We start from the raw sequence: 12,359 nt of genomic DNA on the forward strand, positions 1-12,359 counted from the left end.
AAGGATATTATGGCAGATATTGTAAATAAACTCTGGGGGTTTTGTCACACATTAAGGCATGATGGTGTGGACTATGGCGATTATATTGAACAGCTAACCTATTTGCTGTTTTTGAAAATGGCCGATGAAAAAGAAATTGATGTTGATAAGAAATACAACTGGAACAGTTTAAAAGATTTGAGTGGTACAGAGCTGACCGACCATTATGCAGAAACCTTACGCAAACTCCGTGAAGGCAAGGGTATACTCGGGAAAATTTTTACACAGGCCATGCCACGTATTACCAACCCTGTAAACCTGAAGCGCCTCATTAATATGATTGATGAGGAGGACTGGAGCAGTATGGACGTGGATGTAAAAGGAGAAGCGTTTGAAGGTTTGCTGGAAAAGAGTGCCAATGAAGGGAAGAAAGGAGCCGGACAATATTTTACACCAAGGGAACTGATCCGCAGCATTATCAGGGTGATGAAGCCCGACCCGAGAGCAAAAAAAGATTTTACCATTTGCGACCCCAGCTGTGGTACCGGTGGTTTTCTTGTGCTGGCTTACGACTGGCTGATGGATGTAACGAAGGGCGGTGCCTTAGACCGTGAAGATGCGAAGCGTATAAAAAGCAAAACCTATTTTGGTAATGAGCTGGTGCCACGGCCTGCCCGTTTGGCGATGATGAATCTGTTTCTGCATGGCGTAACCACCGAAATAAAAATTGGTGATACCATCTATGAACCGTTTGACGGAAAACAATACGATTGTATTCTTACCAATCCACCATTTGGTACCAAGGGTGCCAACCAGGCACCGGAACGGGAAGACTTTACCATTGCCACCAGTAACAAGCAGTTGAATTTTGTGCAGCATTATTTAAGTGCCTTGAAACCCGGAGGCAGGGCTGCCATTGTGTTGCCCGATAATGTGTTGTTTGAAGACAAGGCTGCCGAAGTGTTTAAGATATTGATGCAGGATTGTAACCTGCATACCATTTTACGTTTGCCCCGAGGTACGTTTACGCCCTATGCACAAGGTGTAAAGGCGAATGTGGTGTTTATCCAGAGAGGGTTGCCTACTGAAAATGTGTGGATTTATGATGCCCGGAGTAATGTGGAAGGGATTACCAAAAAGGACCGGCCACTCACTGCCAAACATTTTGAAGAGTTTGAACAATGCTATGGTAAAGACCCAAACGGGCAAAGCAAACGGAAAGACCTTGGGCCTGAAGGCCGCTTCCGCAAATTTCATATTAGTGAAATAAAAGAACGGGATTACAAGCTGGATATTACATGGCTGAAAGATGAAACGCTGGAAGACAGTGATAGCCTGCCCGAACCACAGGTGTTGGCAACTGAAGCCATTACTGAGCTTGAATTTGTAGTAGATGAATTGAAAGAAATTTTGAATTTACTGGAAACAGAAAGTGAAGAATAATTATGTACTTAACTGCAGGACTACTATGATGCTTCAGTTGCGTTGCACTCTTGTACTGCAGTAATTTTATTGAGCATGGATAGTAACTTACCTAAAGGTTGGATTGAAATTTCATTTACTGAATTGTTAGATGTGCAAGGAGGAACTCAACCTCCTAAAAGCACTTTTATATATGTTCCAAAGAAAGATTACATAAGATTGCTACAAATTAGAGATTTTGGAGAAAAACCTCATCCAACATTTATTCCCTTCAGAACACAATTAAAAACTTGCACGAAAGAAGACATACTTATTGCAAGATATGGAGCATCATTAGGGAGAATTGTAACAGGAATGGAAGGAGCTTACAATGTTGCTCTTGCTAAAGTTGTCATTCCCGAAGAAATTAATAAGAAATTTGTATATCATTTATTGAGGTCTGAAATATTTCAAAGACCTATACTGGCTAATGAAAGAAGTGCACAAGATGGTTTCAATAAAGATGACCTAGAGAGAATACAAATTCCTCTTCCACCACTTCCCGAACAGCAACGCATAGTTGAAAAGCTGGATGCATTGATGACCAGAATTAATAACAGCAAAGAAAGGCTGGAAAAAATACCAACACTGCTTAAAAATTTCCGTCAGTCTGTATTGGCTGATGCAGTAAATGGAGAGTTGACAAAGGAATGGAGGGAGGAGAATGATAATATAACCGAAGCAAAAACAAAAACTAATAAAAAAGAACGGAAGAATATACTTGATGACAAGGTTGACGATTACGAGTTATTTGAATTGCCTGCTAAATGGAATTGGAAAACAATTTCAGATATATCAGACGTAAAAGGCGGTAAAAGAATTCCAAAAGGGCATCAGTTAGTTTCTTATGATACTGGCCTCCCATACATTAAAGCAGGAGATTTAAAGAAAGGAACAGTTATAAAAGATAAACTTGAATTTCTTTTACCTGAAACACAAAAAATAATTAAGCGATATATAGTTTCAAAAGGGGATGTGTATATAACAAATGTAGGTGCGAAAATTGGTGACGCAGGTGTTATTCCAGATGATATGGATGGCGCAAATCTTACAGAGAATGCTTTAAAAATGTGTAACCTTGATGGAGTAATAAATCTTTATTTATCTATTTGGTTGCAGTCTCCAATTGCACAAAGATTTATACAGAAAACAATTTTATCAGCAGCTCAAGGTAAGTTAGCACTGGGTAGAGTTGAAGTATTTCCGATTCCATTGCCACCAATCCAAGAGCAAAATGAAATCGTCCGAAAAGTAGAAGAATTATTTCATTTTGCTGACAGCATTGAAGCACGTTACCAAAAAGCCAAAGCGTGGTTTGATAAATTACCACAGGCAATACTTGCGAAAGCATTTCGTGGAGAACTTGTGCCGCAGGATGAAAGTGATGAACCGGCAAGTGAATTATTGAAACGTATACAACAAGAAAAACATACTATTTCTAAACAGCCCAAAACTATTGCCCTCAAAGCCAAACGTAGGAAGAGTTATAAGATTGATGAGGATGAGGAGTTGAGGATGGTGGCGGAGGGGTAAAAAAGAACTATATGAATAACATCATGGATTTAACATTAGATGATTTACGTTTAGCATTCAGAAAAGCTAAAATTGATGCGTATTACGAAAATGGCGATAATAGCGTCAGGAAGTTTATTGATTATGAACTTCAGTTGGATAAAAACCTGAATAGTCTTTTACTGAATATTTTATTAGATCAAGCTGACAATGATATTGAAAAAAGTGTAGGTTCTTTCACTTACATGATTAAATCAATAAAGCGAGACAAGGAGTCACTAACAAATTTTTATTATTCAAATGCTGATGAAGATTGGAATAACCTTGAAAATGAGCAGATCGAAATTCAGTATAGAGTTATTGGACAACTTGAAGTAGAAATGCATGTAATTGCTTCACTATGGATAATGAAAACAGGGCATAAACTGGAAAGACATTTAAGCGAGAATAGTTATGGTTGCAGGCTTAGGAGAACAAATCAAAAGGAGTGTTTTTTTAAACCAGGCTCAACGGAATACAGCGAATTTGATAAGGGCAACTTCAGACCCTATTTTGTAGATTACAAAAGCTGGCAGAACAAAGGGATAGATACTCTGAAGCATGAAATTCGTAACGGCAAAGATGTAATAGCCATTACACTGGACATTGAGAGGTTTTATCACAGGGTTAATCCTGATTTTATTAATTCTAAAGAGTTCCTTGATTTGATTGGGGAAGCTGATTTGTACAACGATCCTTACACAATCTTACTCCTTAAGAGGCTTGAAATATGGACAAAGAAAGTTATTGATGAAGGAATTTTTGATTTTGATATGTTGAGAATTCGGCATTGTGGAATTCCTATTGGTTATAGTGCATCGAAGATAATTGCCAATCTTTTATTATTTGAATTTGACAAATTAATTGAAAAGCATATTGACCCGCCTTATTACGGACGATATGTTGATGATATTTTTTTAATTATTAACAATACAGGCGAAATCACCAATAGCGAAGATTTTTGGAATTTTATTCAAAAAAGAATTGGAACAGATAAAATAGAGAAAGTTATTGATGAGGATAACTATAAATTAAGTATATACTATAGTAAACAGAGCGAGGTTATTTTTTCTCCAAAAAAGCAAAGATTTTTTGTATTAGCCGGAAAAAGCGGCGAAGCATTTATTGAAAGCGTACAGGACTCTATTAATGAAAACAGTAGTGAATGGAGAATGTTACCTGATACAGATAAGGATCTGGAGGCGTTAACAAAAGAGATGGCTTCTCCAACAACCGATAGTTCGGAACACGTCAATTCAATCAGAAAGTCAGATGGATTAAGTATTCAACGCCTAAAATTCGCTTTGCATTTAAGAAACTTTGAAGCAATTGTTCACTCGCTAAATGCACATTACTGGAAAGACGGATTAACGAAATTTCTTGATCTTTCACTTGATTTTGTAGTTACACCCTTGAATATTGATGTTTACCAAAAGTATTATGCAAGACTGGTAAGACTAGCTATTTTATCCTCACGGATAGACTATGCAATCAAAATTATCAACAAAATAAATAATTCATTTGACCTGTTACAATCAAGAAGTGACAATGACGTCCAATTTGAATTATGCAGAAAGCATATTAATGAGACTTTAACGGAAGCAATTATAACGGGACTAAACCCAGATTTGTTGGCTGGTAAAAAATATGAGCAATATGAACCATTGTTTAAAATGCTTAACCAGAGCAGTAATGAAATTGTAAAGTATCACAGATATGCGATCTACTCAGATTGGCATGTAGTTCCGTATAAACGTTTTTTAATTGATGATATTGAGTTTAGAAAAAGTGGATTGAAGCATGATAAATTTGTTTTAGATAGTGCGGTGCTAAGTAATAATAGCAAACTGTCTCATCAATTCAATTCATTACTTGAATTTTGGTATACTTACATTAAACGAACTAATGCTGGATTTCCCAGTGCTCTTTTTTATTACACCAGACCTTTTGATACACTTGAACTAACACTTCTATTTAGTGACTGGTTAACTAATGAATCGAAATTCGATCTACTGTTATTGCTTAATAGAATATTTGGCAACCCAGAAATTGAAGGCTACATAAAGAAACCCAGACAGCATAAAGAACTTGCAAACTATTTGTATGTTGATATTAAAGCAGAGTATAAGACTATTGACAGATATTTTTGTTTGAGTAATTTTTATACGAGTGAGGATAGCTGGATTGCAGATGTGAGAGATGATCATCAGGAGCCCGATACCGGTCGATTGCAAAGGCTTTATAGATTAATTAATAATGTGCTAAGGGTGAAGGAAAAGGAAATCGATTATATCGTATTTCCTGAATTGAGTTTGCCCAGAAGTGAAATTAGTTATGTTGCAAAAAAATTAAAAAACAAGGGTATCTCATTAATTGCGGGGGTTGGTTATCAAAAAAAAGAATTAAGAAATGAATTACAACCATTAAAAGGATCTGTATCAAATCAACTGATCTATATTTTAAATATTGGAAGTAGTGATAAAGAGCAACAAATCTCAATAATACAGGAAAAGGTATTTCCTGCCATACATGAAGAAAGTAATCTTATGCAAGTAGGAGGGAAAATTCTAATCCCTCATTCAGATAAGAAATACATTATTAATCATGACGGGTTATACTTATCGGGTCTAATTTGTAATGATGTTTTAAATATTAATAACCGATACCCGCTTAGAGGCGAAATAGATTGCCTTGTTTTAGTTGAATGGAATCCCGATACGGAAACATATGATGGCTTAATAAAAGCTACAGCAAATGATTTGCATTGTTTTGTTATTCAAGTAAATGATCGATTGTATGGTGATACCAGAATACGAGCACCCTATAAGGAACACTATATGAGAGATGTGGTTAGAATAAAGGGAGGTGAAATTGATTATTTTGTTGTGTCTAAGATTGAGGTGGAAAGTTTACGTGAATTTCAAAGAGATTTTCGATCCTCTCCAAAAGGAAAGTTTAAGCCTGTGCCTACTGGATATGAAATATCAGATGAAAGAAGGCACTATAAACATAAGCAATGAAAACTTACGGAAAAACAATTCGATTATTCCTAAGCGAAGGTACACCAAACGGACTAACAACTGCCGAACTTAGTAATTGGACAGGCCTTGGTATAAAAGTACCCCGCATAAAAGTAAAGGATAGCAGCAAGCGCCCTGAGTTTCAAAAGCCAGGTATTTACATTCTCTTGGGAAAAGATGAAGCAAATAATGAAGCTGCCTATATTGGTGAGGCGGAAGTTATTGCAGACCGTTTAAATAGCCATCTTGCAACGAAAGAGTTCTGGAATGAAGTCGTCTTCTTTACAAGTAAGGATAAGTATCTAAACAAAGCGAGTGTAAAATATTTAGAGCATCGTTTACATGATACGGCCATTAAAGCCGAACGAGTAAAGCTTTTAAACGGTAATACGCCAACACGATCTGAGCTGTCGGAAGCAGAGCAAGCAGAGCTTGAAGAGTTTCTTTCAAATATTAAACTGCTTACTTCCACTCTTGGTCATAAATTGTTTGAAGCGATTGAAGACACGTTGGAAACAACTGCAGATAACGTAACTCAACTTTTTTACTGTAAAAATGCAGCCGGAGCCAATGCAACAGGCAGTCCATCTACCGAAGGGTTTATTGTATTTAAAGATTCCTTGTTTCTGAAAGAACATATGACCTCAGTTAACGAAAGTATACGACTTGAAAAGGCCAAGATGATAGAGGATGGTTACTTTAGTATTGAAGGTGAGTTGTTGCGTTTAACCCGTCATTATACGTTTACCTCATCTTCCCGTGCAGCTGCGATGGTATTGGGGCGTTCATCGAACGGGCGGACAGAATGGAAAACAGAAAAGGGGGTAATGTTAAAACAACTGGAAGAATAATTACACGCTATGATACCTAAGGAAATCACTAAACAAAACATACTGCAGGCTATTCACTATATTGATCAATATGGTGTACCCAAAATGCGTGTTTCTAAAGATTGGGATTTGATTTATAAAGACAGAGCCTATCCTCCCAAATACCTTATCTCTATTGCAAATTTATTTTCTAGAAACAAAGTGTTCTGGTCGCATGATAAGTTTGTTTCTACCGCCGCAGTTCGATTTTTGAAACGAGATTTCATTGTTATTCGACGAAGCGATCGTTTAGACAACTATGCCAATAAAAAGGGTACAATTTCTGAACGCTTATTTAGTGCGCTTGAAACATTAAGTGCAGATGCCCCTAAGACTAAAAAAATCCTTGTTGAACAAACCATACGAAACGATTCACCTATTATCAAAGCGTTAAAGCAAAAGCATCATTACAAATGCCAGTTTCCAAATTGCAATTCAATTATTAAAAAGGTAAATGGTGATTTGTATGTTGAGGTAGCCCATATTAAAGCTGTACATAAAGGCGGTAAAAGTGTAGCAGGCAACTTGTTAGTATTATGCCCCAATCATCATAAAGAATTTGATTATGGCGCACGGGAGATAGAGGTAATTAGTGCAAAAGAAGTTAAGGGAAGTTTAAACGGGAAAAAATTTCATATTCTTTTTTAATAAAAATCAAATAAACATGCCTGAAATTCAACCAAGCAGTACCGGGCTTTCCGGTGAGTATTTTGTAGCAGCCGAACTGTTACGCAGAGGTTTTAGTGTTGGTATTACCATGGGTAATGCCAAAGCCATTGATATCCTTGCAGAAAAAGATAATAAACAGTTCATTATCCAGGTTAAATCAATTTACAAGAAAAAGAATGTTGGCTGGCCAATGATGAAGGACAAAGTGAATATCAATATTCTTTATGTGTTTGTGAATCTTAACGGTGACAAAATGAGTACTCCCGATTATTTTATAGCTACAGGGAAGGAAGCTAAAGCTAAAGTAAAGCAATACACAACGAGAGGTATTATTGATCTTTCAACTTTGAACAATGAAGATTACTTGGGGAGATGGGATAAGATAAAATAGTAGTCTATTATTTACACCTTTATACAAAATACAAGCAAACAAAAAACCATGAATCCTAACATCTTTTATGTTGCTACCAGTGAATTATCGCATGACGCTTTTTTTACTTGGTTATTGCAATGGGCCGATCCAAAGCATTCTGATACGAATCAAGAACTTCATTTATTGGGGAAGAGCTTTATAAAACTATTGCTACATGATCAATTTGCGGAAGAGATTAATACTCTTTCATCTATAAAAGCAGTAAGGCAATGGAAAAATATTGACGTTTGGGTAGAGATATTTTGCAGTAATACAAAAATCCTTTTGATTGTTGAGAATAAAACTTTTACAGTTGAGCATTCAAACCAATTACTACGTTATAAAGAAACTGGCGAAACGTTTTGTGCGGAACAGGGATTTGAGCTCTCGTGTGCCTATGTGAAAGTAGGTAGTGAAACAAAAAAGCTTATCACTGCTATTCAAGAAAAAGGATACAAAACGGTGCATCGTCAAGCGTTGTTACAATTCTTTTCAACAATGCATTGCAAACATCCATTGGTTGCTGACTACGTTAATTACCTGCAAAAATTAGAAGACACGCAAAATGAATACAAAACCAAAGCAGTTAAAGATTGGGATGGTGCATGTTGGGTTGGATTCTACCAACATATTGAATCAATGATACCAGTAAATATGTGGCATTATGTAAATAATCCAGGAGGCGGATTCTGGAATTTATCTTTAAACTGGAAAACCTGGGATGATATTCCGGTGTACACTCAAATTGAAGAACGTAAGATTACTTTTAAAGTTGCATTATCTGAAAATGAAACAGGTTTAGAGGATAATGAAATAGATAAAAATGCAGTACAAAATTTTATTCATGACAAGCTTTTGGCATTTGGAAAACAAAGTGGATTTGCTGAAGTAGAATATCCGCCATACATGCAACACCGAGGAGCCTACCGGGCTATTGGTGTAATCAAGTCGGAAAATTGGTTGGGCGATCTAAGTGAACCTGTGGAATTAAATCAAACAATACTTTTTTTAAAGCGATTAGAATCGTTTTACGAAGCATTTGTTGATCATCTAAGGAGTTTTTCATATGAGCAATTCATAATAAAGCAGGAAGAGGTTAGTTTAAGAAAAGTTGCGAGTGAAGAATAGCGCTGAAATAAACTAGCTTGTTATTATGATTATCCGGAACGATGTGATCTTTTGTTGCGTTTCCTTTTTAGTTAAATATAGGTCGGGGGCATTTACATATCAAGGATGATGATTTGCTTTTCGTTTCACGCATCAACAATAACACGTAACAATTCAATGTGCAAGGTTCATAATTCTATTGGCAGCTTAACCGCTGTGAAATCGCACTTAAAGCGGAACAATATTCATGACTTTACCTCTTTAAAAGAAGTATTGGATTTTCAGCATAACTTTTCGGCTTTAAGAAATCAAATCATTTCCAATCATGAGCAATTCATTGAGCAGGAAAAGGCTATACTTGATGCAGACATTTTACAGTTAGACAAAGCTATTCAGGCGAACAGAGCTTACTTTGAGAACTATTTACGTAAGGAGATTGAAGACATTAAACAAAAGCTAAACGGCTTATCAACTCCGGGCCAGTTTAATTATATCAAGCAAATTGTGAACTATGTAAAACAAAGGTCCTATAAAAAGAAAATTGAGGATTTGGAATTCAATCTGGATTTTAATGTAAACGACTCTGTCAGCGAATTAGTTCAACAATATCAAGATAAAATGAATCGTTCTCATTTTATCAGTTCCAATTTCAGAGGCGCTGTTAACGAGAGCAGTTCAAGCGAACTTACGCAGCTTGAAAAGAAGCTACGAGTAATTGATGAAGTAAAAAACTCCATTTATGGTGCATTGGGAGAACATAAGGTCGTTAAAGAATTAGAAAGTCTATCAGACGAAAATATTTTGATCAATGATTTTGCTTTAACCTTTCAGCCAGCTATTTATAACCGGCAAGAAAACGATTATATAAAGACCATTCAAATTGACCACTTGCTTATAACAACTTCGGGCATCTTTCTGATTGAGACAAAAAACTGGAGTGAAAAGTCATTGAACAGATTGGATTTGCGATCTCCTGTACAACAAGTAAAAAGAACAAATTTCGCTCTCTTCAGACTATTGACTGAAGGTATTGCCAGCCATAAATTTAAGCTTAATCAACATCATTGGGGAGACCGGAAAATACCCATCAGAAATCTGATTGTATTGACCAATTCAAAGCCAAACGAGGAATTTCAGTATGTAAAGATTTTGACTTTGGATGAGCTACTTAGCTATGTGAAGTATTTCAAGCCTGTGTTTTCGAGTAAAGAAACAGAAGCCATTTCAACTTACCTGTTAGGGTTGAACGAGCGGAAGCGCTAAACGCTAAGAAGAAGATGATGACTATAATGAGGCTACTTATAGTTGAGATTGCTTCGGCGCAAAACAGCACACAGACCTTTCCCCTCGCAATGACGGGTGCTAATAGCGATTAAAGCTGAATATACTGAGCAGGTACGTGATCGGTTAACCATACTCCGTTATCGGATAAGAAGAAGGCGTAACTATCGGCATGCATTGCAGCGGCGTTGATTATTAAGATGACCGGCTTTCCTCTCCTGCTGCCTACTTTGGTTGCGGTTTCTTGATTGTTACTTAAATGCACATGCTGACGGCTCATTTTCTTTAGCCCTTCTTTTTGGATTGCTTCCATAAATGCCTGAACAGTTCCGTGATACAGGAACTGCGGTGGTTGCATTTCTTTTAAATTCAATTCTACTTCCACACTATGCCCCTGGCTTGCACGGATCATGGTTTTATCCTCATTAAAAGCAAAGCGTTTTTTATCGTTTGTTTCAACGATATGGTTCAAGGTTTCACTATCTAATGCTGTATTGTGTTGATTGATTTTGCTGATGAGCTCCTGTACATTGGCCCAGCCGTTTTCGTTTAGTTGTAGGCCGATGGTTTCGGGCTTGTGACGAAGGATGAGGCTGAGAAATTTGCTGAGATGTTTCAGGTTTTTTTCCATGGTTTATGGTTTGCAAATTTAAACCGTATGGTTACACAAATGCACGTGAACTTGAAGCAAGATAGATGTTGTTATTGGATGCGTTCATAATGCAATTCAAATCTAAAGGATACAATTTGTACCTATTGGATAATGAAGAAGAGGTTGTCAATTGTTCAGACCAGCGGAGCCGGGCCGACCGGAGGGGTATAGGTTAGGCCGAAGCAGTTAAGGTTCTTTTTTGTTGCCTTTTTGATTTAAATAACTATCTATGGCATCCTGCATATCCCGTAACGCCATGGCAGCTTCCTGGTAATTGCTGGTATTGATATCGACCTTGGTGACTTTCCAAGGCTGGCGTTTAAGGTCTAGTCTTTTTTCCATTAAAATATAGCGGTCGTTTTTGCCTTTGATCTTGAAGCGTTCGACCTGCGCACTGCTGTAATAGTGTTCCACTTCCATGCGGAATTTGCCTTTGGTTTTCGTTTCAACCATGATATGGAAACTGTTACTGCTCATAACAAGGATAGCTGCTGTTGGGGCGGTGGTGCTTGTTTTTCGGGATCGCTGCTCTGCAGAAAATTCTTTGCCACGGGCCATGCTTTCATTTTATCTGCCGGAAAGCGATAGGTGGCGAGTTGTTGTATGCGTTCTTCGCTGAGGTTAGGCTGCAACCACTCCAGCGCCAGATCGGGGGGCAGTATGACGGGCATGCGGCGCTTGGTATTGTGTATTTTCTGCATGAGCTCGTTTGCCTCTGTTGTTACCACGGCGAAGGTGGGGGCACGCTGATCCATTTCGAGGTTGTGCCATACACGGGAGACACCTGCCATGAAGAAATATTCTTCCGGTCCATCGACGGTGATGTAGTGCGGAATTTTTTCGGTGGCTTTTAATGCCTGTCCACGTTTACCCAGTTTTGGCACATGCTGCCATTCGTAAAAACCGGTGGAGAGTACCAGGATACGGCCGAGCATAGCGCCTTCCCTGTACATGGAATGATTTCCTTTTTCGTTGACCAGAATGTTCTCACCTTTGGCGTTGAGCCAGGTAAAGTTTTTACGGGCAGCTATTAACTCATCGGCATCGTGTATACTGTCGGGGATGTATTCCCAATGCATCAGGCGGATATCGACATCGGTGCCGTTGTTTGCTGCAACAAGTACGGGCCAATCTTTGTACTCAAAACCGCTTTGCACGGGGCGGTTGAGGAAAAGAAGATTCTTGATTTCCTTTTCGATGGCCATGAGGCGGATGTATTCTGAGCGGGTGACCCGGCAGCCGTTGTAGTAACACATGGGGTAAAGGTACAAGGGAGAAGGAACAAGGGACAAGGAAGAAAATCCAAGGGACAAAAAACAAGGTTCAAGGTAAAGGCAAAAGGCGAAAGGCGGAATGTT

At 37.8% G+C, this 12,359-nt stretch carries 11 protein-coding genes; 8 read left to right on the forward strand and 3 right to left on the reverse strand.

Annotation, left to right across the window (positions count from 1 at the left end; genetic code table 11):
* Positions 1-9 precede the first annotated feature (9 nt).
* From IQ13_RS06745 to IQ13_RS06780, 8 genes are all read left to right on the forward strand, one after another.
* Positions 10-1,422, forward strand: coding sequence for a class I SAM-dependent DNA methyltransferase (locus tag IQ13_RS06745; RefSeq protein WP_144885345.1), 1,413 nt, complete (start codon positions 10-12; stop codon positions 1,420-1,422).
* Positions 1,423-1,497: 75 nt separating this feature from the next.
* Positions 1,498-2,973, forward strand: coding sequence for a restriction endonuclease subunit S (locus IQ13_RS21350; protein ID WP_158637339.1), 1,476 nt, complete (start codon positions 1,498-1,500; stop codon positions 2,971-2,973).
* Positions 2,974-2,984: 11 nt separating this feature from the next.
* Positions 2,985-6,011, forward strand: coding sequence for an RNA-directed DNA polymerase (locus IQ13_RS06755; RefSeq protein WP_144885346.1), 3,027 nt, complete (start codon positions 2,985-2,987; stop codon positions 6,009-6,011).
* The gene (locus tag IQ13_RS06760; RefSeq protein ID WP_144885347.1) at positions 6,008-6,862 is read left to right on the forward strand and encodes a GIY-YIG nuclease family protein; all 855 of its coding nucleotides are present in this window, start codon (positions 6,008-6,010) and stop codon (positions 6,860-6,862) included. The genes IQ13_RS06755 and IQ13_RS06760 overlap by 4 nt, the downstream gene beginning before the upstream one ends.
* Positions 6,863-6,871: 9 nt before the next feature.
* Positions 6,872-7,528, forward strand: a complete 657-nt coding sequence (locus IQ13_RS06765) for an HNH endonuclease (RefSeq protein ID WP_144885348.1) — start codon at positions 6,872-6,874, stop codon at positions 7,526-7,528.
* A gap of 16 nt (positions 7,529-7,544) precedes the next feature.
* Positions 7,545-7,940, forward strand: coding sequence for a hypothetical protein (locus tag IQ13_RS06770; RefSeq protein WP_144885349.1), 396 nt, complete (start codon positions 7,545-7,547; stop codon positions 7,938-7,940).
* 48 nt (positions 7,941-7,988) lie between these two features.
* A complete protein-coding gene (locus IQ13_RS06775) occupies positions 7,989-9,089 on the forward strand; it encodes a PD-(D/E)XK nuclease family protein (RefSeq protein WP_144885350.1) in 1,101 nt (366 codons plus the stop codon).
* Positions 9,090-9,245: 156 nt separating this feature from the next.
* Positions 9,246-10,331 (forward strand): nuclease-related domain-containing protein, encoded by a 1,086-nt coding sequence (locus IQ13_RS06780; protein WP_158637340.1) that lies wholly within the window; start codon positions 9,246-9,248, stop codon positions 10,329-10,331.
* A 109-nt stretch (positions 10,332-10,440) separates the two neighbouring features.
* On the opposite strand, the gene IQ13_RS06785 is transcribed toward IQ13_RS06780, so the two are convergent.
* The 3 genes from IQ13_RS06785 to IQ13_RS06795 form a co-directional block, all read right to left on the reverse strand.
* The gene (locus IQ13_RS06785) at positions 10,441-10,980 is read right to left on the reverse strand and encodes an RNA 2'-phosphotransferase (protein WP_144885352.1); all 540 of its coding nucleotides are present in this window, start codon (positions 10,978-10,980) and stop codon (positions 10,441-10,443) included.
* A 207-nt stretch (positions 10,981-11,187) separates the two neighbouring features.
* On the reverse strand, positions 11,188-11,478 hold the full coding sequence (locus tag IQ13_RS06790) for a hypothetical protein (RefSeq protein ID WP_144885353.1): 291 nt from the start codon (positions 11,476-11,478) through the stop codon (positions 11,188-11,190).
* Positions 11,475-12,206 carry an SOS response-associated peptidase gene (locus tag IQ13_RS06795; protein ID WP_158637341.1) on the reverse strand — a complete coding sequence of 244 codons (732 nt, stop codon included), beginning with the start codon at positions 12,204-12,206 and terminating at the stop codon, positions 11,475-11,477. Before IQ13_RS06795 ends, IQ13_RS06790 begins: the two co-directional genes overlap by 4 nt.
* Positions 12,207-12,359 lie beyond the last annotated feature (153 nt).

This window comes from Lacibacter cauensis (genome assembly GCF_007830055.1).
Lineage (GTDB): Bacteria > Bacteroidota > Bacteroidia > Chitinophagales > Chitinophagaceae > Lacibacter > Lacibacter cauensis.

Bases quoted from the DNA above. Each gene is read 5' to 3' on its own strand.
- IQ13_RS06745 (WP_144885345.1), top strand. From the start codon at position 10: ATGGCAGATATTGTAAATAAACTCTGGGGGTTTTGTCACACATTAAGG.
- IQ13_RS21350 (WP_158637339.1), top strand. From the start codon at position 1,498: ATGGATAGTAACTTACCTAAAGGTTGGATTGAAATTTCATTTACTGAA.
- IQ13_RS06755 (WP_144885346.1), top strand. From the start codon at position 2,985: ATGAATAACATCATGGATTTAACATTAGATGATTTACGTTTAGCATTC.
- IQ13_RS06760 (WP_144885347.1), top strand. From the start codon at position 6,008: ATGAAAACTTACGGAAAAACAATTCGATTATTCCTAAGCGAAGGTACA.
- IQ13_RS06765 (WP_144885348.1), top strand. From the start codon at position 6,872: ATGATACCTAAGGAAATCACTAAACAAAACATACTGCAGGCTATTCAC.
- IQ13_RS06770 (WP_144885349.1), top strand. From the start codon at position 7,545: ATGCCTGAAATTCAACCAAGCAGTACCGGGCTTTCCGGTGAGTATTTT.
- IQ13_RS06775 (WP_144885350.1), top strand. From the start codon at position 7,989: ATGAATCCTAACATCTTTTATGTTGCTACCAGTGAATTATCGCATGAC.
- IQ13_RS06780 (WP_158637340.1), top strand. From the start codon at position 9,246: ATGTGCAAGGTTCATAATTCTATTGGCAGCTTAACCGCTGTGAAATCG.
- IQ13_RS06785 (WP_144885352.1), bottom strand. From the start codon at position 10,980: ATGGAAAAAAACCTGAAACATCTCAGCAAATTTCTCAGCCTCATCCTT.
- IQ13_RS06790 (WP_144885353.1), bottom strand. From the start codon at position 11,478: ATGAGCAGTAACAGTTTCCATATCATGGTTGAAACGAAAACCAAAGGC.
- IQ13_RS06795 (WP_158637341.1), bottom strand. From the start codon at position 12,206: ATGGCCATCGAAAAGGAAATCAAGAATCTTCTTTTCCTCAACCGCCCC.